This is a genomic window from Falsiruegeria sp. JB4-1 (assembly GCF_055693495.1).
The window spans coordinates 2,610,538-2,636,767 of record NZ_JBVFTZ010000001.1 but is presented as its reverse complement, the minus strand read 5'-3'; the positions used below and the strand labels follow the sequence as shown (position 1 = coordinate 2,636,767).

General features: G+C 56.9%; 22 protein-coding genes and 3 pseudogenes. 15 read left to right on the top strand and 10 right to left on the bottom strand.

The annotated features are described in order from the left end of the window. Positions 1-28: 28 nt before the first annotated feature. The 3 genes from der (at position 29) to ACZ1HE_RS13425 (ending at position 3,605) form a co-directional block, all read left to right on the top strand. Positions 29-1,492: a ribosome biogenesis GTPase Der gene (gene der / locus ACZ1HE_RS13435; RefSeq protein ID WP_472621531.1), complete on the top strand. Its 1,464-nt coding sequence runs from the start codon at positions 29-31 to the stop codon at positions 1,490-1,492. Positions 1,493-1,925: 433 nt separating this feature from the next. Further along, complete coding sequence (locus ACZ1HE_RS13430; RefSeq protein ID WP_472624475.1) at positions 1,926-2,912, top strand: fatty acid desaturase; 987 nt, start codon at positions 1,926-1,928, stop codon at positions 2,910-2,912. 108 nt (positions 2,913-3,020) lie between these two features. Next, positions 3,021-3,605: a helix-hairpin-helix domain-containing protein gene (locus ACZ1HE_RS13425; RefSeq protein WP_472621529.1), complete on the top strand. Its 585-nt coding sequence runs from the start codon at positions 3,021-3,023 to the stop codon at positions 3,603-3,605. A 37-nt stretch (positions 3,606-3,642) separates the two neighbouring features. On the opposite strand, the gene serS is transcribed toward ACZ1HE_RS13425, so the two are convergent. From serS to ACZ1HE_RS13410, 3 genes are all read right to left on the bottom strand, one after another. Continuing rightward, positions 3,643-4,935: a serine--tRNA ligase gene (gene serS, locus ACZ1HE_RS13420; RefSeq protein ID WP_472621527.1), complete on the bottom strand. Its 1,293-nt coding sequence runs from the start codon at positions 4,933-4,935 to the stop codon at positions 3,643-3,645. 278 nt (positions 4,936-5,213) lie between these two features. Continuing rightward, a complete protein-coding gene (locus ACZ1HE_RS13415) occupies positions 5,214-6,068 on the bottom strand; it encodes a hypothetical protein (protein WP_472621525.1) in 855 nt (284 codons plus the stop codon). Between the two features lie 91 nt (positions 6,069-6,159). Beyond that, positions 6,160-7,824 (bottom strand): mechanosensitive ion channel family protein, encoded by a 1,665-nt coding sequence (locus ACZ1HE_RS13410; protein ID WP_472621523.1) that lies wholly within the window; start codon positions 7,822-7,824, stop codon positions 6,160-6,162. Positions 7,825-8,029: 205 nt separating this feature from the next. Between ACZ1HE_RS13410 and yajC the strand changes: the two genes are divergently transcribed. From yajC to ACZ1HE_RS13360, 10 genes and pseudogenes are all read left to right on the top strand, one after another. Continuing rightward, positions 8,030-8,314, top strand: a complete 285-nt coding sequence (yajC, locus tag ACZ1HE_RS13405) for a preprotein translocase subunit YajC (protein ID WP_472621521.1) — start codon at positions 8,030-8,032, stop codon at positions 8,312-8,314. Positions 8,315-8,347: 33 nt separating this feature from the next. After that, entirely contained in the window at positions 8,348-10,009 is a 1,662-nt protein-coding gene (gene secD, locus ACZ1HE_RS13400; RefSeq protein ID WP_472621519.1) for a protein translocase subunit SecD, read from the top strand. Position 10,010: 1 nt separating this feature from the next. Further along, positions 10,011-10,980: pseudogene (gene secF / locus ACZ1HE_RS13395) on the top strand (protein translocase subunit SecF). Continuing rightward, the gene (locus ACZ1HE_RS13390; protein ID WP_472621517.1) at positions 10,980-11,744 is read left to right on the top strand and encodes a sulfite exporter TauE/SafE family protein; all 765 of its coding nucleotides are present in this window, start codon (positions 10,980-10,982) and stop codon (positions 11,742-11,744) included. The pseudogene secF and the gene ACZ1HE_RS13390 overlap by 1 nt, the downstream one beginning before the upstream one ends. Beyond that, positions 11,744-12,097: an Mth938-like domain-containing protein gene (locus tag ACZ1HE_RS13385; protein WP_472621515.1), complete on the top strand. Its 354-nt coding sequence runs from the start codon at positions 11,744-11,746 to the stop codon at positions 12,095-12,097. Before ACZ1HE_RS13390 ends, ACZ1HE_RS13385 begins: the two co-directional genes overlap by 1 nt. A gap of 64 nt (positions 12,098-12,161) precedes the next feature. Next, positions 12,162-12,776, top strand: coding sequence for a heme ABC exporter ATP-binding protein CcmA (ccmA, locus tag ACZ1HE_RS13380; RefSeq protein WP_472621513.1), 615 nt, complete (start codon positions 12,162-12,164; stop codon positions 12,774-12,776). Continuing rightward, complete coding sequence (ccmB, locus tag ACZ1HE_RS13375; RefSeq protein ID WP_209252575.1) at positions 12,773-13,429, top strand: heme exporter protein CcmB; 657 nt, start codon at positions 12,773-12,775, stop codon at positions 13,427-13,429. The genes ccmA and ccmB overlap by 4 nt, the downstream gene beginning before the upstream one ends. A 45-nt stretch (positions 13,430-13,474) precedes the next feature. Then, positions 13,475-14,248 carry a heme ABC transporter permease gene (locus tag ACZ1HE_RS13370; protein WP_472621511.1) on the top strand — a complete coding sequence of 258 codons (774 nt, stop codon included), beginning with the start codon at positions 13,475-13,477 and terminating at the stop codon, positions 14,246-14,248. Next, positions 14,248-14,364 (top strand): annotated as a pseudogene (ccmD, locus tag ACZ1HE_RS13365) (heme exporter protein CcmD); the annotation flags it as partial. The gene ACZ1HE_RS13370 and the pseudogene ccmD, both read left to right, overlap by 1 nt. 30 nt (positions 14,365-14,394) lie before the next feature. Further along, positions 14,395-14,934 (top strand): DsbE family thiol:disulfide interchange protein, encoded by a 540-nt coding sequence (locus ACZ1HE_RS13360; protein WP_472624473.1) that lies wholly within the window; start codon positions 14,395-14,397, stop codon positions 14,932-14,934. Positions 14,935-15,027: 93 nt separating this feature from the next. Here ACZ1HE_RS13360 and ACZ1HE_RS13355 read toward each other — a convergent pair whose 3' ends face one another. Both ACZ1HE_RS13355 and acnA read right to left on the bottom strand, forming a co-directional pair. Then, positions 15,028-16,512: a BCCT family transporter gene (locus tag ACZ1HE_RS13355; RefSeq protein ID WP_472621509.1), complete on the bottom strand. Its 1,485-nt coding sequence runs from the start codon at positions 16,510-16,512 to the stop codon at positions 15,028-15,030. A 120-nt stretch (positions 16,513-16,632) separates the two neighbouring features. Beyond that, positions 16,633-19,320 carry an aconitate hydratase AcnA gene (gene acnA, locus ACZ1HE_RS13350; RefSeq protein WP_472621507.1) on the bottom strand — a complete coding sequence of 896 codons (2,688 nt, stop codon included), beginning with the start codon at positions 19,318-19,320 and terminating at the stop codon, positions 16,633-16,635. A gap of 234 nt (positions 19,321-19,554) precedes the next feature. Between acnA and ACZ1HE_RS13345 the strand changes: the two genes are divergently transcribed. Next, positions 19,555-20,259 (top strand): DUF1223 domain-containing protein, encoded by a 705-nt coding sequence (locus tag ACZ1HE_RS13345; RefSeq protein ID WP_472621505.1) that lies wholly within the window; start codon positions 19,555-19,557, stop codon positions 20,257-20,259. A gap of 4 nt (positions 20,260-20,263) precedes the next feature. Here the strand turns inward: ACZ1HE_RS13345 and ACZ1HE_RS13340 are convergent, their stop codons facing one another. The 5 genes and pseudogenes from ACZ1HE_RS13340 to purB all read right to left on the bottom strand — a co-directional run bounded on the left by ACZ1HE_RS13340 (position 20,264) and on the right by purB (position 25,799). Next, positions 20,264-21,178 carry a lysophospholipid acyltransferase family protein gene (locus ACZ1HE_RS13340; RefSeq protein ID WP_472621503.1) on the bottom strand — a complete coding sequence of 305 codons (915 nt, stop codon included), beginning with the start codon at positions 21,176-21,178 and terminating at the stop codon, positions 20,264-20,266. Between the two features lie 9 nt (positions 21,179-21,187). Then, a complete protein-coding gene (locus tag ACZ1HE_RS13335) occupies positions 21,188-22,051 on the bottom strand; it encodes a DMT family transporter (protein ID WP_472621501.1) in 864 nt (287 codons plus the stop codon). Positions 22,052-22,379: 328 nt separating this feature from the next. Continuing rightward, complete coding sequence (locus ACZ1HE_RS13330; RefSeq protein ID WP_472624471.1) at positions 22,380-23,435, bottom strand: flagellar motor switch protein FliG; 1,056 nt, start codon at positions 23,433-23,435, stop codon at positions 22,380-22,382. Positions 23,436-23,554: 119 nt separating this feature from the next. Next, positions 23,555-24,101: pseudogene (locus ACZ1HE_RS13325) on the bottom strand (tetratricopeptide repeat protein). Between the two features lie 393 nt (positions 24,102-24,494). Then, positions 24,495-25,799: an adenylosuccinate lyase gene (gene purB, locus ACZ1HE_RS13320; RefSeq protein WP_472621499.1), complete on the bottom strand. Its 1,305-nt coding sequence runs from the start codon at positions 25,797-25,799 to the stop codon at positions 24,495-24,497. A gap of 86 nt (positions 25,800-25,885) precedes the next feature. Between purB and ACZ1HE_RS13315 the strand changes: the two genes are divergently transcribed. Next, entirely contained in the window at positions 25,886-26,218 is a 333-nt protein-coding gene (locus tag ACZ1HE_RS13315; RefSeq protein WP_472621497.1) for a hypothetical protein, read from the top strand. Positions 26,219-26,230 lie beyond the last annotated feature (12 nt).

The following is a 26,230-nucleotide window of genomic DNA, read 5'->3' as shown; positions in this document are numbered from 1 at the left end:
ATCTTGAGTCTTTGCAAAGTTTGAAACCATGTCCCTGACCCTCGCCATTGTGGGGCGCCCCAATGTGGGCAAATCCACGTTGTTCAACCGCCTTGTGGGCAAACGCCTGGCCTTGGTCGACGACCAGCCGGGGGTGACTCGCGACCTGCGCGAAGGTGAGGCCCGGCTGGGCGATTTGCGGTTTACCGTGATCGACACGGCGGGGCTGGAAGATGCCACCGATGACAGCCTGCAAGGACGCATGCGCCGTTTGACCGAGCGAGCGGTGGATATGGCAGACGTGTGTCTGTTCATGATCGATGCGCGTACCGGCGTCACGCCAACCGACGAGATATTTGCCGACATCTTGCGCAAACGCGCCGATCACGTGATCCTGGCCGCCAACAAAGGCGAGGGATCGGCTGCGGACGCGGGCGTGATTGAGGCTTATGCCTTGGGGTTGGGTGAACCGGTTCGTCTGTCTGCCGAGCACGGCGAGGGGATGAACGACCTTTACACGCATCTGATGCCACTGGCCGACAAGATGGCCGAGAAGGCGGAAGAAGATGCGCCACTCACGGATGTTGTACTGTCCGAGGATGGTGAAGACGACATCGAGGTTCCGGCCATCACCGCCGACAAACCGTTGCAGGTGGCCGTTGTAGGTCGACCCAACGCGGGCAAATCGACCCTGATCAACAAAATTCTGGGCGAGGATCGTCTGCTGACAGGCCCCGAGGTCGGCATCACCCGAGATGCCATCTCGTTGCGCACCGAATGGTCGGGCACGCCGATGCGGATCTTTGACACCGCAGGCATGCGCAAAAAAGCCAAGGTCCAGGAAAAGCTGGAAAAGCTATCGGTCTCGGACGGGCTGCGCGCGGTGAAGTTCGCCGAAGTCGTCGTGGTGCTTCTGGATGCGGAAATCCCCTTTGAACAACAGGATTTGCGGATCGCGGACCTGGCCGAACGCGAAGGCCGGGCTGTTGTTGTGGCCGTCAATAAATGGGACGTTGAAGAGAACAAACAGGAAAAGCTGCGCGATCTGAAAGAGGCGTTCAATCGCCTGCTGCCGCAGTTGCGTGGTGCACCACTGGTCACGGTATCAGCCAAAACAGGGCGTGGACTGGAGCGTCTGCATGACGCGATCCTACGCGCTCATGACGTCTGGAACCGGCGGGTGCCAACGGCCGCATTGAACCGCTGGCTGATCGGCATGCTGGAACAGCACCCGCCTCCAGCCCCGCAAGGCAAGCAGATCAAGTTGCGCTACATGACCCAGGCCAAGACGCGTCCGCCGCATTTCGTGGTCATGTGCTCGCACCCCGACAAGACGCCTGACAGCTATTCGAGATATCTGGTGAATGGCCTGCGCGAAGACTTCGACATGCCGGGTACACCGATCCGGTTGGTGTTGCGTGGTCAAGGCGACAAGAACCCGTACAAGGGCAAACGCAAGAAACAGCCCAGCAAATTGTCCAAACACCTGAACAAGGGACGTGGGCAACCCTGAGCTTGGGGTCTTGCGCTCCACAAAGGGACAAAGTCAGCAGGCGCGGGCGCAGCCCGCGACTGCGCTGCTCGGTCCACCGAGAGAGAATTTCTCGTCAGAGACATTGGCTTCAGGTCGGAGGGTCTGACTTCTTGGAATGACGCTGGAACTGGAGAAATTTGGTTTTAGACCAACCAGACTTGGCAACCTAATACTTGAACTGACTTTATATACTGATGTCATGCGCGAGCCCGCGGCTTAACAGGGTACGCGTGTCTTACGCTCAGAATCGGGCGCTACAAAGATGCCTACAACACCGTTTGTCATCTGGCGCTACCTGTGCGAACATTCCCGTTATGCATGTATGGGGGCGACTTTTCCTACTCGTCCCGTCCTAAGACAAATTTTACGATTGCAATTGATTGAACCCGGCCATCCAGGAGAGAGGAAGGGCATGGATCTAAGAGAATACACGCGAGCGTATTGCAACAAAGACAACCGTTTGGCTGCCCTTAGCTATTTCGGTACATTCTTGGTTTATTTCTTGTCGCTCCACGTTGCGATTACCTTTTCTGATTTTTGGATCGTAATGATAGCGGCGGGGATCGTATTCTCATTTGCAGCTGTTAGACTTTATGTGCTGCAACATGATTGTGGCCATCACTCCCTGTTCGAAACGCGACTTCAGAATGAATTGGCTGGTCACGGATTATCTCCGTTTACCTTTGCACCCTTCGAAGTGATGAAACAGAACCACAACCTGCATCACAGTGGTATCGGCAACCTGGAACATCGTGAAACAGGAGAGATCCATACCATGACGTTGCGGGAATGGACCGAAGCGGGATTCTGGGAGCGATTGGCCTATCGGTTGTACCGAAATCCTTTCGTGTTGGTTCCGCTTGGATCGGCCTTCACCTATTTCATACGTTACCGTTGGCCCAAAAACACGATGCGATTTGGTATCATGGGCGTCCTTTTGCACAATGTATCCATCGTCATCTTCATTGGTTCACTTTATCTATTGTCTGGTACCACCGGGGTATTGGTGTGGCTTGTCTTTTCATTTCTTGGAGGCATGATCGGGGTTTTTCTTGTCTATTTGCAGCACAACTTCGAGGACACGTATTGGGATCGACGACCGAATTTGAACCCGCAAGTTGCCGCCCTGCAGGGCTCTTCGGCTTTGGATTTTGGGTGGTTCTTCGACCTGATCGTAGCTTGCATCACCCTGCACGATATTCATCATTTCAATGCCCGTATTCCATCTTACCGCCTACGGGCGTGCCACTATAATCTGCCACCTGACATCGCACCGCGTCGGATAAAGCTTCCAGAAGCTATTGCGGCACTCAATCTCAAACTCTGGGACGAAGATCAAAAACGTCTGGTTCCATTCCCAAAACCACAACCAGAGGCGAAACCGCAGCGCGGTCTATAACGTAACGCACATCAAAATTGGACATTCGGCATAGCTTCTTCTAACTTTGTATATCTTCTGTATATACACGATCCGAAGCCGAAACGATCTGAAAGGAAAGGAACTGCAATGACGAAATTTTCCTCTTTGCGCGGCGTTGGTGTCGCTCTGGAAAAGGCTCTGACAGAAGCGGGTTTTGCAACAATTGACGCGCTGGCTCGAGCAACAGAGGAACAGTTGCAGTCCATTCCGCGCGTGGGCGCAGCCAGAGCCAAATCACTCCTGGCGGCGGCAACTGCGATCAATGCGCCAGTGCACGAACAGACATCCAAACCCGAGACACGCAAGTCGACAGATCGAAAATCTACCAGCCGCAAATCCGCAGCAAAATCAGTGCCTGCGACAAAGGCCGCCAAGAACAAGTCTTCAACGGCCGGTAAACCGTCGAAGAAGGATGCGAAACAGGAAAAGACTTCGACTAAAGACAAGTCGAGCAAAAACGCCGAAAAGTCGCGGAAGAAGGCCAAAGCAAAAGCCAAGGCTGAAAAGGCGGCCAAGAAAATTGAAGAACTGGAAGCCAAGATCCAGAAGGCCAAGGAAAAGGCCAAGTCCAATGCCTGGGCCAAGAAAGACAAAAAGGCCAAGTCCAAGTCAAAAAATGACAAGCCAGGCAAAGCAAAGAAGCAAGATAAGAAAAAGGCGAAGAAGAGGTAAACTTCTTCGCCTCGCTACGAATGGTGGGTGAGCGTGATCAGCCCAGCGTACCGTTAAGCTGCAAGAGTGTTTTGCCGCCCAGGTAGGGCGCCAGAACCTCTGGAAGAGAGACGGTGCCGTCTTCGTTCTGGCCATTTTCCAAAACGGCAATCAAGCAGCGCCCGACAGCAAGGCCCGAGCCGTTCAGTGTATGAACAAACTGAGGTTTACCACCATCTGTTGGCTTGAACCGCGCGTTCATGCGGCGGGCCTGAAAATCTCCGGTCGTCGAAACGGACGAGATTTCGCGATAGGTGTCCTGACCGGGCAGCCACGCCTCGATGTCGAACGTCCGGCGTGCGCCAAAGCCCATGTCGCCCGTGCACAGCACAACGGTGCGATAGGGGATGCCCAGCTGTTCCAACAAATCCTCGGCGCAGCGCAGCATGCGCTTTTGCTCGTCGTCCGAATTGTCGGGGTGGGTCACCGACACCATCTCGACCTTTTCGAACTGGTGCTGACGCAGCATGCCGGATGTGTCCTTGCCGGCACTTCCCGCTTCCGAGCGGAAACAGGCGGTGTGTGCAGTCATGCGGCGGGGCAGGTCGCCCTCGTCCAGAATATCACCTGCCACCGAATAGGTCAGCGTGACCTCGGATGTGGGGATCAGCCACCAGCCATTGGTGGTCTGATAGCTGTCATCGCCAAACTTTGGCAGCTTGTCCGTGCCATACATCGCCTCGTCACGCACCAGAACCGGGGTCTGTGTCTCGATCAGCCCGTTCTTGTCGACGTGCGTGTCCAGCATGAACTGGGCCAGTGCACGGTGAATGCGCGCGACGCCCTTGGTCAGGTTCACAAACCGGCTACCGGATGTTTTGACGGCGGTTTCAAAGTCCATCGCAGCCGCCACGGCTGGGATTTCGAAGTGCTCCTTGGCTGCGAACGACAGCTCACGCGGGGTGCCCCAGCGGTTCACCTCGACGTTGTCATCCTCATCTGCGCCGTCGGGCACATCATCAGCGGGCAGGTTCGGGATGCGGGCCAGCTGATCGGTCAGCTTGGCGTCCAGCTCCTTGGCTTCGGTCTGCATCGCGGCCACTTCGGCCTTTTTGGCAGATACTTCTGCACGCAGTCGCTCAAACTCGGCCTCATCGCCCTTGGCCTTGGCGGCACCGATTGCCTTGGCGGCCTTGTTCTGTTCAGCCTGAGCGGTCTCGGCCGCCAGGATCTTGGCCCGGCGCGCCTCGTCCAGCTCCAACAGCGACGACGACATCGCATCATCCCCACGACGCGCCAGAGCGGCATCAAAAGCGGCAGGATTTTCGCGAATAGCGCGGATGTCGTGCATGGGTCTTGTCCCTTTGGGTGATTCAACTAGGGGCGTTATGCCCGATGTGCAGAGGGAAGGGTAGAGGGTGCGAAGCCGTCAGCCTGTCCCGCTGGACGAAGGCCGGGCAGCCCCCGACCGCCCCCTTGGGCGGGGACTGCCGTCATGCGGTTGAATTGGTGGAAATGATCATTGCGGCTGATGTGCCCGCGCTAAAGCTTCAAGGCTTTCCCGAACCTGATCTGTTTGAACTGAGCGGCTTGGCTCACTCGGTCTCAACTAAGATCACTACCCGTGATCTAGCCAGCCTTCACTTTTTGCTGACAGGCTGGATCCGAACGATTGGAGCGGTAAGTAATTGTGGTAATTTGTGAAAAACCAATTTTATACTGACGATGAGACCGGTTTTGAGTTTCTCCAAAGGGTTTCGTAGATGTCGATCTTCGCAGGTGCAATACTGGGTTGAAGAGGAACAAGATGTGTAGGTTTTTTCCCGCATCCTTTATCGAACCCCCTACAACCCAACAGTCTACGCCATCCAGTATCGTTAGGCGGTCATGGATATCTTTTGAGCGTCTAAGTTCCGGTGCCATACCAAACTGCGCTTCGAACGCACTGATATGTCCCGCAACGTCTTTGGTGTAGCGCTCGCACAAAACGCGTATTTTACAGCCACTTCCAAGCGGCGATATATAGGTCTCGAAGGCTCCACCGTCGAAATACGGGTCCACTATGAAGACTTCGGTTTGGGCCCCCAACAAGATAGCTTTGAAATCTCGGAGAAAGTCATATTGCTGCCCTGCTTCGTAGACTTGACCAATTTCGTCGTGACCATCTAATTCAAGTTCAAGTTTTATCTCTTCTGCGGCGGCCAACAAAACTTGGCGCATTGGTTCACGCGCGAATTTCCAACACTGAACCGCATTACTTTTTTTAGTCCGAAATGCTATTTTATGCTCAAATCCCACTCTGGCTAACAGCGCTCCCACTCTAGCTATCCATTGTTGCGGTGGTGAATTTGCGTTTGCCACGTATTTGTCGCCGAAGTTTGGCGAGTTTTCGAATTCGTGGAGCAGTTTCATCAGAAGAATCTGCCGCTCCGCAGCTCCGTCCCCTAAAATCTTCCGCTGAAGTCGTTCAATGTCATTTTGCATAAGGTTTCGATAGCATGCTCTAATGGTAAGCAAAACTAGATCATAATCGAAATGAGCGCACTATGACGCCGATAAACGTCAGGGTCGAGGGTTAGGTGTCGTCCATATGAGCCAACTGTCCATCCCAATCTGACGGCGGGATTTTTGCCTCGGGCGGGTCGGCGATGTAGCTGGGCGTCATGATCTGGACGCCGTTTTCCGTGAACACGGCCATGATATTTCGGTGCAGGTCGGATTTAATGCGGGGAATGGATGCGCCTCGGGTCGTGAAAGCGTTGACCTGATAATTGATCGCGTAATCGGCCAGGGCAGTCCACAACACAAACGGGGCAGGGCGCGCCTTGAGGTCCTTGGTGCGGTGTGCGGCCTCTATCAGCATGGCCTCGACTTTTTCGGGGGGCTCTTCATAGCCGATGCCGACGGTTGTGTGCAGTAGCAAACCCGAACCGTCAACTTTCTTGCTGTAGTTGATAACTTCTGAATTCAGAAGCAGGGCGTTTGGAATTGAAATCAACTCATTCTTGATCGACTTGATGTGCGTTTCCATCAACTTGATCTGAACGACGTCTCCAATGTGTTCGCCAACCTGAATGCGATCGCCCATGGATGTCGAGCGACGGTAGATCACGAAAAGACCTGCCAGGACATTGCCCACGACCGAGTTCGACCCCAGAGAGAGCATGGCGCCGACCAGGATGGTCAGCCCCTGGAATGCTGCGGAGTCCGAACCGGGGATGTAGGGAAAGGCAAAAACCAGCGCGATCAGGATGATGAAAGCGCGGGCAATGTTGAAAGTCGGGTTGATCCAGTGCTTTTCAAAATCGCCCAGATCGAACGTACCAGCCTCGACCGCGTCAAAGAACACCTTGAGCCCCTTGATTACATATTGCGTAAGAAGTCCGATGATCAGAAGGGTGATTAGGTTTGGCAGATAAGCGACAAAACCAAGAACGATGTTCAAAACAGGTTCGGTCACATAGGTCAGCAAAATTTGGGCGACGTATCGGGTTTCTGCAAAAGCCAGCAAAATAAAGGACAGGTAGTAGTAAACACCCAGGAAAAAGATCACCAACAGCGCAAAATTCACACCAAACCGGATCAATGCCGCGATCGCCTCGGCCTGCACCTGCGCGTTGGTGGCTGTTTCAAATTCGGCAAAGTTGCGACGCACGATCTTGTTGATGCCCAGCCTGAACCGTTTGCGTAGCCAGAAAATCAATACCGTGAACAGGGCAAACCCCAAGGTCCATAGACCGGCTTCGATGGCCCCGGTTACGCGGGCCTCTTCTGTCCTTCCACGGCGATACTCAAGAATGGCATCTCGAATCGCTTCGGCCTGCAAGGTTGCAAGAACGTTGATATCCATCTGGTCCAGCTCAGCGTCGGCCTGAGTTACCAAGGTGATCAGTTCACCATCGGCCAGAATCTCGACACCGAGTTCGCTTTCCCGAAACGTAATTTCAACTGTCTCTTTCGTCGACGCAGCGGCAATTTCAGTAATACGGGCTTGTACTGAGGCAACGCGTTCCTGGGCCGGTAGAGCACTGGAGCCCCGCAAGATGAAAAGCTCGTGGCCGTCAATGATTACGGGGGCCTGAAACGTATCGTTGTCTTCTGTGTCGGCAGTGGGTGGGGGGATGATCTCAGTCGGGGACTGCGCTGAAGCCTGTGAACCAACCATCACAGTCAGCATCAACAGCAAGCTTGCGACAACTTGCAACAAGCCTGATCGAACCACACCAAATTCAAGCGTCATGAATGTCTCCCCATTCCCTGACTATATCGGGAGCTGACACCCTGCCTAGGACTTATCTGCAACGGTTCAAGACAAAGCGCAAAGGCCCTTCATCCAGGAGCGGGCGTCAAACGACAGGTTCCCTTGCAAACCCCGTGGCCAGCGCATAGGTTCCGGCCAAAATTGCGAGGGGTTAGCCCTTGCCTCTTACACAAAGGAAAATCCCATGGACGCTGGTGCACTCGGTCAGTTTCTGCCGCTCATCCTGATCTTTGCCATCATGTACTTCCTGCTGATCCGCCCTCAGCAGAAAAAGGTCAAGGAACATCAAGCCATGGTCGACGCCGTGCGTCGTGGTGATCAGGTGATCACCCAAGGAGGTCTGATCGGTAAGGTCGTAAAGGTGAAAGACGATGGCGAGGTCGAGGTTGAACTGGCCGAGAACGTCAAAGTGCGCGTGGTCAAAGCCACTATCGCTCAGGTTCTGAACAAGACCGAGCCAGCAAAGTAACCGCGACCTCTAACACATTCAAAAGGCAGGGTAATGCTGCAAATTGATACCTGGAAGCGGGTTCTGATCTGGCTGGTCTGTGTGACTGGCTTGCTCATGGCCCTGCCGAATGCGTTCTACACACGCGTCGAGCAAAGCAACGACGCAATTGCCGAGATCGAGCTTAAAGGCGACACGCCCGAACGGCTGGTTCTGGCTGAACAATGGCCTAGCTGGATGCCGTCCTCGCTGGTGAACCTTGGTCTGGATCTGCGCGGCGGTGCGCATCTGTTGGCCGAGGTGAAAGTAGAGGATGTCTATGCCAGCCGGATGGAGGCCATGTGGCCGGAAATCCGCGATGCTTTGCGCCCGGAACGCGGCACTATCGGTACTATTCGCTTGCAGCAATCTCCGGCAGATGAGATTCGCGTTCGTATTTCACAGCCCGAAGGTATGTCCCGCGCGGTTGATGTCGTGCGTGAACTTGCGCGTCCGATCCAGACACTGACCGGAGCGGGAGCAACCGACATCGAGGTGAGCGGGCAGGGCGATGTACTAACCGTGCGTCTGTCAGATGCAGAAAAACTGGCCTCTGATGACCGCACAGTACGTCAGGCGCTGGAAATCATCCGCCGCCGTATCGACGAGGTTGGCACCCGTGAGCCCACCATCCAACGTCAGGGCGCAGATCGCATCCTGATCCAGGTTCCGGGCATCGGCAGTGCTTCCGAGTTGAAGGCCATTATCGGCACAACTGCTCAGTTGACGTTCAACCCGGTTGTCTCACGTGGTACCGATGCCAATGCCGTTGCGGGTGTCGGAAACGAACTCATCCCGTCGATTGATGAAAGTGGCGTCTATTATGTCATCGAAGCAGCTCCGGTTGTCACTGGCGAAGAACTTGTCGATGCACAGCCCAGTTTTGACCAGAACGGCCGCCCGGCGGTTAGTTTCCGGTTCAACACATCCGGCGCGCGCAAATTCGGCGACTACACCCGCGACAACATTGGCTCACCCTTCGCCATTGTTCTGGATGACGAGGTGATCAGTGCCCCGGTGATCCAAAGCCATATTCCCGGCGGTTCAGGCATCATCACCGGCAATTTCACGGTTGAGGAAAGCACCAATCTGGCCGTACTTTTGCGCGCAGGTGCTTTGCCTGCGGGACTGGAATTCCTGGAAGAGCGCACCATTGGCCCCGAATTGGGCCAAGACAGCATCGACGCCGGTAAGATCGCGACAATCATCGCCTTTGTCGCCGTGCTGGTGTTCATGGCGCTCAGCTATGGTCTGTTTGGCCTTTTCGCAAACGTTGCTCTCATCATCAACGTGGGTCTGATTTTTGGCCTACTGTCTACCATCGGCGCCACACTGACCCTGCCGGGGATCGCGGGCATCGTGCTGACCGTGGGTATGGCCGTGGACGCCAACGTGCTGATCTTCGAGCGTATCCGCGAAGAGTTGAAAACAGCCAAAGGTCCGGCGCGCGCGATCGAGTTGGGCTATGAAAAGGCGCTGTCGGCCATTCTGGACGCCAACATCACCACCTTCATCACCGCCGTGATCCTGTTTGCCATGGGCTCGGGCCCAGTGCGCGGCTTTGCCATTACGCTTGGGCTGGGGATCTTGACCTCGGTCTTTACCGCCATCTTCGTGACGCGCCTGATGATTGTCATCTGGTTCGAACGCCGCCGCCCCAAGACGATCGAGGTTTGATATGCGACTGAAACTTGTCCCCCAAAACACCTCATTCGATTTCTTCAGCCGCTGGAAACTGTGGCTGGGCCTGTCGGCACTGATGATCATCGTTGGCATGGCGTCGTTCGCCTACCAGGGCCTGAACTTCGGCATCGACTTTCGCGGCGGTACCACCGTGCGCACCGAAAGCCCGCAGCCCATCGATGTGGCAGCCTACCGTGCCGCGATGGAGCCTTTGGGCACTGGGTGACGTGTCGATCACCGAAGTGTTCGACCCCACATTCGACGATGACGAAAACGTCGCCATGATCCGCATCCAAGCACAAGAAGGGGCGGAGTCTGTCACAGCCCAAGTGGTCAACGATGTTCAGGCCGCGCTGCAAGGGCACGACCCTGACATCAAGTTCATCTCGGTCGAATCCGTGGGTCCCAAGGTCTCGGGCGAGTTGGTTCAGACTGCCGTCCTTGCGGTGGTGCTGGCTATCGGGGCGGTGCTTGTTTACATTTGGCTGCGCTTTGAGTGGCAGTTCGCGCTTGGTGCTGTGGCCGCGTTGGTCCACGACGTGGCGCTGACCATCGGTATCTTCTCGGAACTTCAGATCAAGTTCGATCTGGCGATCATCGCGGCCCTGCTGACGATCGTGGGCTATTCGCTCAACGATACCGTGGTTGTCTTTGACCGCGTTCGCGAGAACCTGCGCAAGTACAAGAAGAAAGACCTCAAGGACGTTCTCAACATCTCTATCAACGAGACGCTGAGCCGGACGGTCATGACCTCGGTCACGACCCTTCTAGCTTTGATCTCGCTCTATGTTCTGGGCGGCGACGTGATCCGTGGGTTCGTCTTTGCGATGATCTGGGGCGTGATTGTAGGGACGTATTCGTCGGTCTTTGTGGCCTCGGCGATCCTGCTCTACCTGGGGGTCAAGCGCGACTGGTCCAAGCCGTCGAACACCGCTGGCAACCAATACGCCGACATTGATGCCTGATGCCTGAAACCCTTCTGGCGGCGCTTGAGACGCCGGGTCTCTGGTGGTTGACGGCGGCCTCTTTCGTGGCCGCCGTTGTGCGTGGGTTTTCGGGTTTTGGCACTGCCCTGGTGTTCCTTCCCGCCGCTGCCCAAGTGCTGCCACCGGTCTGGGCCGTGATCGTGCTGACGGTGATGGACGCCTTCGGCCCGCTACCGATCCTGCCGCGCGCTTGGCGCGCTTGCCACCGCAATGACCTGCGCCGCCTGTTGATTGGGACCGTGATCACCGTGCCCATCGGTGTGCTGATCCTGCGCCACACCGATCCGGACATCTATCGCTATGGCATCTCGATCTTGGCACTTTTGATGCTGGCCATTCTGCTGTCGGGCTTTCGCTATTCCGGTGATGTCTCGCGCCCGATGGTTTACGGAATCGGCGGCGGTGCCGGCTTCATGGGCGGCGTTGCGGGGCTGCCCGGACCGGTGGTGATCCTGTTCTACATGGCCAGCCGTCACGGCCCCGAGGTGATCCGCGCCAACACGCTGCTCTATCTCTGGGCTTTTGACATCTTGTTCTTCACCGCCCTGATCCTGCAAGGTGGCTTTGTCGGCATTGCCGCGTGGATCGGCCTGTTCATGGTTGTGCCAACTTTCATTGGCAATCTGATCGGAACTGCTATCTTCAACCCAGACCGCGAGCGGCTTTATCGCACGGCGGCCTATATCATCATCGCGGCCTCGGCGATTTCGGGGCTGCCCTTCTGGAACACCGGAGCGCATTGATGCAGTTGAACGAAATCTCATTCGCCGGTTCGGTTCCCGTGGACGGCTATGGCCCCGGTTTCTTTCGCATCGGGGGTGAGGTGATTGAGGGCGCGGTTCTTACCGGTGCTAATGGCACGACCACATGGGGCGGCTATGACGACGTGCAGGCTCTGCTGGCTTTGGCCGGAGAGACCGACGTGCTCTTTGTCGGGACCGGTGCCGAAATCGCCCATATTCCCGGCGCTCTCCGACAGAGCCTTGAAGCTGCGGGTCTGGGCGTCGAAGTGATGAACTCTCCCGCCGCCTGCCGCACCTATAACGTGCTCCTGTCCGAGGGACGCCGCATCGCGCTGGCAGCCCTTCCTGTCTGAGCGCCCACCTTTTGCGGCAACAACGCCCCTTTTGCGAGATGCATCAATCGGCTAAGCGGGTTTCATGACACTGATCGTCTCAGACCTGACCATCGCCCGCGGTGGGGTGCCCGTGCTCGAAGGGCTGAACCTGACGCTGCAGCCGGGGCAGGCGCTGGTGATCCGTGGGCCCAACGGCATCGGTAAGACGACGCTCTTGCGCACGATCGCCGGACTGCAACCAGCTGTCAGCGGAACAGTTCAAGGCGCCGAAGACACCATCGCCTATGCTGGGCATTCGGATGGGTTGAAACCCACGTTGACGGTGACCGAGAACCTGACCTTCTGGGCCTCGGTCTTTGGCATGGACTCCATCCAACCCGCTTTGGACGCGTTTGATCTGAATGAGCTTGCAGAACGCCATGCGGGCAACCTGTCGGCGGGACAAAAGCGTCGATTGGGTCTTGCGCGCCTGCTGGTAACGGGGCGCCCCATCTGGGTCTTGGACGAACCGACCGTTTCACTCGATACACGCGCTGTGCAGATGTTTGCCGATGCGGTGCGCGACCATCTGGGGCAGGGCGGGTCGACGATGATTGCCACTCACATCGACCTGGGGCTTGAGGCGCAGGTGCTGGATGTTGGGCCGTTCCGCGCCAAGCTGCCCGCATTGGATGACTTTGACGGGGGCTTTCTGTGATTGCGCTGCTGACACGCGACCTTCGCCTTGCCTTGCGTGCCGGGGGTGGTTTTGGTCTGGGCCTCGCGTTTTTCCTGATCCTGACGGTATTGGTGCCATTCTCCGTTGGCCCGCAATCGGCCCTGCTGGCCGTCATCGCGCCCGGCGTGTTGTGGCTGGGGGCCTTGCTTGCCTGCCTTTTGTCCCTGGACCGCCTGCTGGCTCTGGATTGGGAGGACGGGACGCTGGACCTTTTGGCCACCGCGCCTTTGCCGCTGGAATCCGTCGTTACCATCAAGGCACTGGCCCATTGGCTGACCACCGGCCTGCCGCTGGTGCTGGCGGCACCCGTTCTGGGTATCCTGCTGAACCTGCCCACGCCGGGCTATGTCTGGCTGGTGGTGTCGCTGCTGGTGGGCACGCCCGCGCTATCGGTCATCGGTACCTTCGGTGCGGCACTGACTGTTGGCCTGAAACGTGGTGGCTTACTGCTTTCACTGTTGGTGTTGCCAATGTATGTGCCCACGCTGATCTTTGGGGCCGAGGTCGCGCGACGCGGGGCCGAGGGGATGGCAACGTCGACGCCGCTGTTGCTGCTGGCCGGGATCACGGCGGCAGTCATCGCGCTTCTACCCTTTGCCAGCGCTGCTGTGCTGCGCGTCAATCTGCGCTAGCGATGTGAATTGAGGCCGTATGAAATCCGGGCTAGATACCAAGACATGACACAGACGTCCAAGCTCAATTCCCTGTGGGAATATGCCAACCCGAAGAAGTTCCTGTCCACGACCGAGCGGTTTCTGCCCGGTCTGTGGATCATCACTTCCCTTTGCCTGGCAGTCGGGTTGATCTGGGGGTTCTTCTTCACGGGCGATGACTACAAGCAGGGCTCGACCGTCAAGATCATTTACCTGCACGTGCCTGCGGCTCTGATGGCGATCAACGCCTGGCTGATGATGCTGGTAACCTCGTTGATCTGGGTCGTGCGCCGTCATCATGTGAGCGCGCTGGCCGCCCGTGCTGCTGCGCCTGTGGGGGCCGTTTTCACCCTGATCGCGCTGGTGACCGGGGCGATCTGGGGCCAACCAATGTGGGGCACCTGGTGGGAATGGGACCCGCGCCTGACGTCGTTCCTGATCCTGTTCCTGTTTTACCTGGGCTACATCGCCCTGTGGGAGGCGATCGAGGACCCCGACACCGCTGCCGATCTGACTTCGGTTCTGTGTTTGGTGGGGTCCGTGTTTGCGATCCTCAGCCGTTATGCCGTGAACTTCTGGAACCAGGGGCTGCATCAGGGGGCTTCGGTGTTCCGCGCTGGTGCCGTGACCGGAACCGACACGACCGAGAAGGTGAGCAACGTCTATTTCTACCCCCTGCTGATCTGCATGATCGGCTTTGTTCTGCTGTTTGTGGCGCTGGTGTTTTACCGCACCGGGACCGAGATCCGGGCCCGCCGGATCAAGGCCCTGCAAGCCCGCGAAAGGATGAGCGCTTGATGCCTGATCTGGGAAAATACGCTGATACCGTGCTGTCGGCCTATGCCGCCTCGCTGCTGCTGCTCGTGGCCTTGGTTGTGATGTCCGTCCTGCGCGGACGCAAGGTGCGAGCCGAGATGGAAGAGATCGAAAAAGGGTGCGCCGGGATGGCTAAGTTTTCACCTTTGATGGTTGCCCCGCCGCTGATCTTTGGCGGCTTCGTCCTGTTGGCGGCAGTCGGTATGTTCCGAGAAGACCCCAACAGCCTTCCGTCGGCGCGCGAGGGGCAACCGGCACCGCCTGTGGTGATGTCCGAGTTTCCCGGCAAGACCGGGTTTGACGATGCCACGCTGCGTGATGGCGAGGTCAAGCTGGTCAACTATTGGGCCAGCTGGTGTGCGCCGTGCCGCGCCGAGCACCCAAGCCTTGACGCGCTGTCAGAGCAGGGCATTCCGGTTTATGGCGTGAACTACAAGGACAGCCAAAACAACGCTTCGGCCTTTCTGGACGAGCTGGGCGATCCCTACGCCGGGATTGGTCGCGACGAACAGGGGCGCATGGCGTTGGATTGGGGCGTCTATGGCGTTCCCGAGACCTATGTGATCGCGGGTGATGGCACGATTGTGTTGCGCTTTGCCGGGCCGATCACGCAGCGGGTGATCGAAAGCACGATCCGCCCGGCGCTCGAAAAAGCGGCTGGCAACTAGTTATTTCCGCACAAGAATCCAGACCATCGCGCCGATAAAGGCAAAGGTGGTCAGATTCATGAGCGTGTCTGTCAGATCTCCGGTCAGCATCGTTTAAACCTCCTCTTCCCGCAGTCCACGGAACAGGCAGACTAGTAGCAGCACCGAGATAAAGACAAAGGGCAGGGCACCGACCGAGATCAATATCTTCACCGAATTGACCGAGCCCGACAGGATCATCGCCACACTCAGAAGCCCCAGCAAAACGCCCCAGATCAAGCGGATGCGCGGCGCAGGGTTTGCGTCCCCGCCGCTGGAAAACGTCCCCAGTACAAAGGCTGCGCTGACTACGCTGGTGACGATGAACAGAAACGCCGCCAGAACCGTAGCCAGCGTCGTAACGCCGGTCAGGGGCAGGCGATCCAACAGGCCAAAGGTCACCCGCTCGACATTGGTTTCGGTCATCGAAAGCAACTCTCCAGCGCCGTTGAGCGCCTCGTAAAGGCCGATGCCACCAAAGGCGCTGAACCAGAAAATTGAGAAAATCGTCGGTGCAAAGAGCACGCCTAGAACGAACTCTCGGATCGTGCGGCCGCGCGATATGCGCGCAACAAAGACGCCCACGAAGGGTCCCCACGCGATCCACCAGACCATGTACGTCAGGGTCCAGTCGCTGAACCAGCGATGCACGGCGTCGCCGTAGAATGTGAAGGTCTGGAACCCGCGCGGAATGACGTGTGAGACATAGTCGCCAAAGCTTTGCACCACGGTGTTCAGTAGGTACTCGGTCGGGCCAAGGATGATGGTGTAAAGCACCAGGGCGATGGCGATAAGCATGGCGGTGTTCGACAATTTGGCCATGCCCTGACCCAGGTCGATCAGCAGGGCAGGGATATAGGCGGCAACCATAGCCACCAGAACGCCCCCAATGAGGTAAGAGGTGACCGGCCAATTGGTGAGGACGGACACGCCATCGGCCACCTGAAACACGCCCATGGCCATTGACCCGCCAACTCCGATGGCAATTGCGATGATCGCGGCAAAATCGGAGAACCACCCCACAACTCTGGCCCATTTTTCACCGGGAAACAGGGACACGAGAGGTGCACCAACCATCATGCCGGTGCCCCGGCGAAAGCTGAAATAGGCGATCGTCAAAGCAGTTGAGCCGTAGATTGCCCAGGCGTGCAGACCCCAGTGGAAATTGGTCGCCAGCATGGCTTGGCGCGCTGCCTCGGGCGAGGCTTCGAACTCATCCATGAAGTTATAGTGAGTCAACGGTTCAGCCACAGCCCAGAATAATAGACCCACGCCCATCCCAGCGGAAAACAGCATGGCGATCCATGAGGCGGTTGAAAATTCCGGCCGGTCGTCATCCTTGCCCAAACGGATGTTGCCGTATTTGGAAAACGCCAGATACAGACAACTGATCAGCATGCCGCTGGCCGAAAGCATCACGAACCAGCCCCGGCTGTGAAAGGTTTGATGCACGATACCGCTGGCCCAATCCACCAGCCCGCCGATGTCGACGATGCCCCAGATTCCAACTGCGGCAATGACGATCAGTGAACATACAAGCAGAGCGTTGGGTTTACCCATGAGAAGACTCCGACCAAGGGGTGATCTTGCAAAGATGCCCAAACCCAGGCCAAAGGTCTAGAACATCACAAAAAAACCCCAGCGCCAGGACCGGGGTTTTTCATGTTTGATTTTGATGCCTTACGACTTGGCAAGGTTGCGCAGCACATAGTGCAGCACACCGCCATGTTCGATGTATTCTATCTCGGGCGCAGTATCGATCCGGCATTTCAGCATGATCTCTTTCACCGTGCCATCGCCCATGGTGATCGAGCAGGGTACTTCTTGCAGCGGTTCTACGCTGTCCAGACCGGTGATCGTGACGGTTTCTTCCCCGGTCAACCCCAGCGACTTGCGGGTCTCGCCGCCAGTGAATTCCAACGGAATGACCCCCATGCCCACGAGGTTCGACCGGTGGATGCGCTCAAAGCTTTCGGCGATCACTGCTTTGACTCCCAAGAGCGCCGTGCCCTTGGCCGCCCAGTCCCGCGACGAGCCTGCACCGTATTGTTCACCGCCAAAGACCACCAGCGGTGTGCCATTGGCCTGATGCGCCATCGAGGCGTCATAAACGCTTGTCTGCGCGCCATCCGGCCCCTTGGTATAGCCACCCTCAACCCCATCCAGCATCTCGTTCTTGATGCGGATGTTGGCGAAAGTACCGCGCATCATGATCTCGTGGTTGCCACGGCGCGAGCCGTAGGAATTGAACTCGCGCGGCTGCACCTGACGTTCGATCAGGTACTGACCGGCGGGGGACGAGGCGGCAAAGGATCCGGCGGGCGAGATATGGTCGGTGGTGATCATATCGCCCAGAACCAGCAGCACCTTGGCACCTTCGATGTTTTCGATGGTACCCGGCTCGTCGCCCATGCCTTGGAAATAGGGCGGGTTCTGGATGTAGGTCGAATTGGCGGGCCAATCATAGGTTTCCTGCTGCGGAACCTCGACGCCGCGCCATTTCTCGTCTCCCTTGAAGACGTCGGCATATTTCGACTGGAACGCCTCGCGCGTCACGGTCTGCTGCACCAGATCGGCGATCTCATCGGTCGAAGGCCAGATGTCTTTCAGATAGACGTCGTTGCCGTTCTTGTCTTGCGCAATCACGTCCGAGGACAGGTCAATGTCCATGGTCCCGGCAAGAGCATAAGCCACCACTAGCGGCGGAGAGGCGAGGTAGTTGGCGCGCACGTCCGGGCTGATCCGCCCCTCGAAATTGCGGTTGCCGGACAGGACTGATGTTGCCACCAGATCGCCCTCGGCAATGGCATCGCTGATCTCTTTCTGGATGGGGCCCGAGTTACCGATACAGGTGGTGCAGCCATAGCCCACGAGGTTAAACCCGATGGCGTCCAGATCATCCTGCAACCCGGCGGCCTCGAGGTAAGCGCTGACCACCTGAGACCCGTGCGCCAGCGAAGTCTTGACCCAAGGCTTGCGGTTCAGGCCCAATTCGGCGGCTTTGCGTGCCACCAAGCCCGCGCCGATCATGACGTAGGGGTTCGACGTATTTGTGCAGGACGTGATCGAGGCGATGACGACCTTGCCGCTTTCCATGGTGTAGTCTTCGCCCGCAACGGCAACTTCTTTGCCCATGGGGCGTTTGAATGTCTCTTCCATTTCGCGGAGGAAGGCGGTCTTACCATCGCTCAGCGCCACGTAATCCTGCGGGCGTTTGGGACCGGAAATCGCAGGGACGATGGTGCCCATGTCCAGATGCAGGGTATTGGTGTAGATGGGCGCATAATCCGCATCGCGCCACAGCCCGTTGGCCTTGGCATAAGCTTCGACCAATGCAATCCGGTCCTCGTCACGACCGGTGTTGGTCAGATAGCGAATGGTTTCGCCGTCGATCGGGAAGAAACCACAAGTGGCACCATATTCGGGCGCCATGTTGGCGATGGTGGCGCGATCGGCCAGCGGCAGACGATCCAGACCGTCACCGTAGAATTCAACGAATTTGCCCACAACACCCTTGGCGCGCAGCATCTCGACGACCTTGAGCACCAGATCGGTGCCGGTGGTGCCTTCGACCATGGCGCCGGTCAGCTCGAAGCCGATGACTTCGGGGATCAACATTGAAATAGGTTGTCCCAGCATCGCGGCCTCGGCCTCGATCCCGCCAACGCCCCAGCCCAGAACGGCCACGCCGTTGACCATGGTGGTGTGGCTGTCAGTGCCCACAAGAGTATCCGGGTAGGCGACCTCGACCCCGTTCTGGTCCGTGTCGGTCCAGACGGTCTGGGCCAGATACTCGAGGTTCACCTGATGGCAGATGCCGGTACCGGGAGGCACAACACGGAAGTTGTCGAACGCGTTCTGACCCCATTTCAGGAAGGTGTAGCGCTCCATGTTGCGCTCGTACTCGCGGTCCACATTCATCTGGAACGCGCGCGGGTTGCCAAATTCATCGATCATGACCGAGTGATCGATGACCAGATCAACCGGCACCAACGGGTTGATCTTGGATGCGGAACCCTTGAGCCCGACAATGCCGTCGCGCATCGCGGCCAGATCCACAACCGCCGGAACGCCGGTGAAATCCTGCATCAAGACGCGGGCAGGGCGGTATGCTATCTCACGCGGGTTTTGGCCACCATTGGCCCCCCATTCGGCAAAGGCCTTGATGTCATCGACCGAGACGGAAAAATCGCCATCCTCGAACCGCAGCATGTTTTCCAGCACCACTTTAAGAGCAGCGGGCAGCTTGGAAAAATCGCCCAGCCCGGCCTCGGTTGCGGCGGGGATCGAGAAATACGAGATGGTCTTGCCATTCACGCTCAATTCGCGGCGTGTCTTGGCGGTGTCCTGTCCAACGGTGATGGGCATAAGGTGGCTTCCCTCTAATGAGATGTGAGAATGAGGTTTTGCTAGGTGTTTTCTGCATGACGCAGCCTCGTGATTCAAGGGGCTGCGCAATGAATTCATGTATATGTATGCAATTGTATACAAATATCAATTGATACAACCCATAAGACTCACCTGCGTCTCAAGAAACGTTGATTGGCCTTTGATTGCTCCGCCCATTAGACCGGAGGGCGCCTAAGCAGGATAGTCCCAGACATGAAACGCACCCTTTTTTCTATTGCTCTAACCGTTATGTCGACCAACGCAGCGGTTGCTGAAAACAATAATCCGGTGGTGGTTGAACTCTACACCTCGCAAGGATGTTCATCCTGCCCATGCCGCATGGATGCGCTGATGCATAAACTGGTCGAACGCGATGATGTGCTGGGGTTGGCCCTGCATGTGGATTACTGGGATTACATCGGTTGGAAGGATGAATACGCCAGACCATCGCATACGATACGTCAGCAAGGCTATGCGCAGGCAGGTGGGCGAACGATGATCTATACCCCGCAGATGGTGATCAATGGTCAAGACGATGTCGTGGGTGCAAGAGGCGGCGAATTGATGTCACTTATCAGCCGCCACAAGGAACAAGAGCCGAAAGCAAGGTTGCATACGGTCGCTACCGGCGATCAAGTCGAAGTGCGCGTTTCCGCGGCTGAAGGATTGCCCACTGGACCTTATGCCGTGCAACTTGTTCGTTATGCAACTGAACGCCACGTCAGCATCAAACGTGGGGAACTGGCCGGGCATGACCTTGATTATGCAAACGTCGTCGACGACCTGAGCCTGATCGGCCAGTGGGATGGGTCTGAGGATGTCTCGTTCACGGTGCGTTTGTCCCCAGACCTGAAATCTGCTGTCCTGGTACAGGCGCCCGGATATGGACCAATTGTGGCTGCGGCCAAGCTGGATTGACGGATCAGGCGTCCGGGACGCCAAGACCCTTCCATGCTTTCCAACGCCGGTGGATCCAGAACCATTGATCCATATGCTTGCGTACCATGACTTCTAGGTCATCGTTCATTTGTTGCGTCATGGTCGTTGGATCAGTGTGTTCCAATGGTTCATGAAGAACGATCTCGAAATCCAAACCGTTGGGATCGCGGATAGCGTAGCAGGGAATGGTGACGGCTTTGTATTTGATTGCCAATTCGGCATTCAGTACCGAGGTGACCGCAGGCTTGCCAAAGAATTTCAACTCTTCACCGCCATGTGCGTGCAGATCCGAAACGATTGCAATGATGCCGCCTTGTTTCAACGAGCGCACCATCTCCATCATGCCGCGGCGACCTTGCTCGAACATTGGTTCGCCGGTTTTGTGAAACGCGTCGACATAGATTTCGTTAAAATAAGGGTTTGCCATTCGACGATAGAGGCAACCGATAGGCTTGCCATTGCGATGTTGCAGGGCGACACGAGCCGCAAGATAGTGACCGAAGTGGGCGGTGATGAACATCACCGGTCGCCCCTCGGCACAGGCTTGTTCAAAGGCTTCGATCCCGGGGCCAGACACTTTGGCGTGTTTTTGCCGTTCGTTAAAATCTTCTGGTGAAAAATGCTCCATCACCGCGCGCCCAGCCGTATTAGGTACGGCTTTGGTTAGTCGTTTGACTTCGGCCTCGGGCAATTCAGGACAGGTCAGGTTCAGGTTCTTGCGCACCCGCTGACGAAACCCGACGAGAGGCGAGATCGTACTGACGATTGAGCCCATCGTCGCAATGCGAGTTTCATAGGGCAGCATCCGCATACCGCCGATAAAGGCGCGCAGGAACAGGAACGAAGCATAGTATTTTGCACGTTCCATACGGCTGAGTTCTGATTTTTCAACGGGCATGTATGCGCCTCAGGACGTTTTAGTTTCGCGGTGCCACACATATAGTCCCGCTCCTGCGATCACAAGCGCGCCGCAGACGGTCCAGGTGTCAGGGAGTTCAGAAAAGAAAAGAGCGCCCCAGATCGCCGCGAATCCCAGCCCGCAATAGGCGTAAGGTGCCAGCATCGAGGCCTGACCCAATGTGAATGCCCGGATCAACAGCATCTGAGCGATCGTTCCAAAGCCCGACACCAGGGCAATCAGGCCCCAACCTGTGGCGTCCGGCATCGTCCAATAGGGTGGAGCGACCAGGCTCAGGATGATGGTGCCGACCAAACCGGTGTAAAACAGAGAGGTCCAGACATCTTCGTCTGGGCCGACTTTGCGGGTCAGCAATGCATAGCCAGAGTAGCAGCAGGCGGCGGCCAGCGGATACAGCGAGGCTAGTGAAAATACACTGCTGCCAGGGCGAATGATCAGCATGGCGCCGAAGAGAGCCACGATGATGCCTATGATCCGGCGAGGCCCCAGTGGTTCTTGCAGAAATAGCGCTGCACCCAATGTGATCAGAACAGGATTTACCGACATCAGCGCCGAGGCGTCGGTCAGTGGGATAAGTGTTAGTGCAAGAAAGAAGAAACCGGTTGCGCCCATCAAGAGCAAAGAGCGCAAGAACTGCAAGACAGGATAGCGGGTTCGCACCACGCTGCGCAGACGGGGCAACACCAGGACAAAGACAAAAAGCATCTGCCCGGCATAGCGTGCCCAAAGGCTGGGAATAACCCCGATGCGAGGGGCCAGCGCTTTGACCGAGGCATCCATCAATGAAAAGAACAAAATGGCACCAACCATCAGCAGGATGGCCCTGCCTTGTGTGTCTGACCCAGGTGTCATGGGCGCAAAGAGTTCAATGAAGTCATCAGGGTGCCTGCGGCGTTGCATCGCTCGATTATCATGAGCATGCTAACGTCATAGGCACCGCCCGTGACGCTGTCCATGTACGAAATGCAAGCCGGTTCAAACGGTGGTGTGCTGGCGGTTCACACTTCGACCCGAGCGCGGGCTGAAAAGCGAGTTCAAGGTTGGCAAGCGTCGACTGCGGTCGTCTTTTCAATGGACGCAAAAAGCACAAGCAGACGCCAGATTATCTACGTAAAGGAGTCGTGCAGAATAGGGGGAACGGACCGTTTTTCGGGGCCTTGCAATGGAGTATAGGCCGAGGTTACCCCTCGTCCTCTTCTGCAACGACCAGGGTAATGGCGCCCTCTTCTTCAAGTTGTCGGATCGCATTGACGACGACGTTCATGGCCTGCTCGCCATCGACACGCTTGACGGCGCCTCGTTCCTGCACTTCTTCCCGTAAGTTGTCCGCCATACGGCTGGACATATTGCCCAGCAGAAACTCGGCTATTGGTGCATTTCTTTCGTCAGTTGCTGCGGCAAGGGCCGTTACAAGATCGTCTTGATCCACCGCGCGAACCAAGGCTGGCACATCACGTTCGGAAACCCGCTCGGCAATATGCGCAAAAGTAAAGATCATCTTTCGTACAGATACGGCAAAATCCTCGTCCTCGGCGTCCAAAGATTCCAACATGTCATCCCGTGTCTGAGACGGAGATTGATTCAAAATTGCACCCACTCTTTTATCTGGTTCATCCTGAAAAGCGGGAACGGGTCGTTGGTCAAGTTGAGCAACAAGAGAAAACCCAATCCTGTCAACAGCTTCTGGAGTGACTTTTCCAGTTTTTGAAACGGCATAAGTAATCTGTCTGGCAACCGGCCCGGGCAATTGGCCCAACATTTCCGCGGCTTTAGGGGTATCCAGCTTGGACAAAAGAACTGCGGCCACTTCGATGCTTTCGGCCTGGGCCAGTTCCGCCAAATCCTTGGCGGCCATCGATTTCAGTCGCACCCATGGATCGCCGGTTTGTCGGACACCGGCCTGTTTGCGAAGCTTTGCAGCAGTTCGGGCCCCGATTTTGCCATCCAACACCGTCAAGGCCCCGGCAAGGTCGTGGGGCATGGATAGACCAACCCCGTCAAGAGCTTCTGCAAACTCCTGTGCAACGGCGCTCAGCGTGATGCGGTCAACAAGACCGATAGCGCCCATTTGTTCCGTGAGAAGGGTCTGGAGCTCTTCTGGCAGGTCCTCAAGGGGAATGTCTGCCCCATCGTTGAGCAACAAACGCACAACGATCGCCGCCTTGGCTCGTCCGCTAAGTTGGCGTGGAACACGGACCTCCTCACTACCAGAGGTGCCCGTGTTCATTGCAATCATACCATCGGCCACAGGGGCCAATTGCATCAGTGCTCCATCGTCCTTCATGTTTCTGCCTGTACATCAATTCCGGGGTGTTGACCCAAGCTAGACTGTAGGCAGTAAAGAAAGACTGAAAATCAGTAGCTGTATGTGGTGCCGGTTCGAATGGCTTCGCGCAGCGATGCCTCGGCCCAACTTCCTTCGCCACCACGGGCCTTGATTTCGCGCCACTGAGCAATGGCCAGATCAATTTTACCTTCCTCGACAAATCCTTGGCCCATGTAGCTGCGCGCCAGAATGTTGTCCGGGTTAGTGGCAATCGCTTTTTCGTAGAACGCGGCGGCCAAATCCAGCTGGCCTTTCTTGCGGTGTGTGAAGCCCCAATAGGTCAGCACGCGGTCATCCGTTTGATCCGCCATCGCGCTCAGCACACCTTGAGCGTCATCGTAGCGCCCGGCATAGGCCAGCTCACGAACAGCTCCGTAAAGAGTGTCAGTGTCCAACGAGGACTTCTTGGGTTTCACGCAGCGCTTCTTTTTCATCCCAGACCCGAACGCCTTTGCAGTTCTTGGTGGTTTCAGAAGGTTTGGGGGGATTGGTCCATGTGGTGCCACCGTCACCGTTGCCACCTGCGGCAAAGGCATATCCGGGCAGGGCGATGGCCAAGGCAAGAAGAACACGCATTACAGTCACTCCAATTGATCATTGGCAAAGAGTGTAGTGCAAAAAAAAGAGCGCCCTTGAAATCAGCACGCTCAGGATAAAAAAGGTGTGAGCTTTACGTCAGCTGTTTACGATTTTGACGCAGCTTTGGCTGTTGGCGTCCCAAGCGGTTCCTGGCGCACAGGACTGTGCTTGATGACCGCGTCCCGAGCATCCAATCGCTGATGCAACAGTCGGCAATAGCAGTGCCGCCGTCAGTACAAGAGTTCCGATCTTCATAACCCGTCCTCCTATTTCATGGTTCTAAGCATACGCCTAGAAGCCCAATATCCAAAGCGAAAGATGTATTGGGTTCCTGAAACGAATTAGACCGGCGCAAGAGGCCGGTCTTAAGTTCACACGAAGTTAGTTTTGTTAGTCTTTGAAAACACGCTTGAAAATCGTGTCCACGTGCTTGGTGTGGTAGCCCATGTCAAACTTTTCGTTGATGCCGTCTTCGCCCAAGACGGCGACAACATCGGCGTCCGCCAACAGCTGCTCGCGGAAATCGACGCGGTGTTCCCAAACTTTCAGCGCGTTGCGTTGAACCATGGAATAGGCGTCCTCGCGGCTCACACCGGCTTGGGTCAGGGCCAGCAGAACGCGCTGCGACATCACCAGACCGGGGAACTTGTTCATGTTGTCCAGCATGTTGTCGGGGAAGATCAGCATCTTTTCGACAACGCCAGCCAAACGGTGCAGGGCAAAGTCCAGCGTGATGGTGGCATCGGGGCCAATCGCGCGCTCGACCGAGCTGTGGCTGATGTCGCGTTCATGCCAGAGCGCCACGTTTTCCATCGCAGGCACCACAGCCATGCGCACCAGACGCGCGAGGCCGGTCAGGTTTTCGGTCAGAACGGGGTTCTTCTTGTGCGGCATCGCGGACGAGCCTTTTTGACCCATCGAGAAAAACTCGGCGCCTTCCAGAACTTCGGTGCGCTGCATGTGGCGGATTTCAACGGCGACGTTTTCGATCGAGCTGGCGATGACACCAAGGGTGGCAAAGAACATCGCGTGACGGTCGCGCGGGATAACTTGGGTGCTGATCGGTTCTGGGCGCAGGCCCAGTTTCTCGCAGACGTGGTCTTCGACGGCCGGGTCGATGTTGGCGAAGGTGCCAACCGCGCCCGAGATCGCACCGGTGGCGATTTCCCAACGGGCTTTTTCCAGACGGTTCTTGTTGCGATCCATTTCGGCATAGAAGCGCGCAAAAGTCAGGCCCATGGTGGTTGGTTCAGCGTGGATGCCGTGGCTGCGGCCGACGCGAACTGTGTCTTTGTGTTCAAACGCGCGGGTTTTCAGTGCGGCCAGAACCCGGTCCATACCTTCCAGCAGGATGTCGGCGGCGCGCACCAGCTGCACATTCAGGCAGGTGTCCAGCACGTCAGAGGAGGTCATGCCCTGATGCACGAAACGGGCTTCTTCGCTGCCGACATGTTCAGCAAGGTGCGTCAGAAAAGCGATGACGTCATGTTTGGTGACGGCTTCGATTTCATCGATGCGGGCCACGTCAAATTCGACATCCTTGGCTTTCCACACGGCCTCGGCGTTCTCGCGCGGGATCACGCCCAGATCGGCCATGGCGTCGCAGGCGTGCGCCTCGATCTCGTACCAGATGCGGAATTTGGTCTCGGGCGACCAGATGGCGACCATGTCGGGGCGGGAATAGCGGGGAATCATTGGCGGCGGCACCTTATTGTGATTGGCACGGGGGTCGCGCGCGTCTTAGACTCGTGGCGACAAATGAACAAGGCAGGAGCGGGAACATGAGACGGTTTGCCCTGATTTTGGCGGTTTTGGTGGGGGCTGCAGCGGCATATGCGAGTGAAAAGCCCGAGGACACTCGCGTGCTGGATGCGCTGATGGGCAAAAAACTCGATTATGGTGAAGGCATATGGCAGGATTTTCGCCCATCAATGAAGACGCTTTATCACTCGGGGCGTCCTAGCTGGGGATACTGGGCGGTTCGTGATGGCCAGTATTGTTCGCAATGGCCGCCATCAAGCCTTTGGGCTTGCTATGACATCGAACTCACCGAGAGCGGTGTTCGGTTCGTCGGAGGAAATGGCGACGTCTCAATAGGTACCTATGTCGACTGAGGTCAGACTGAT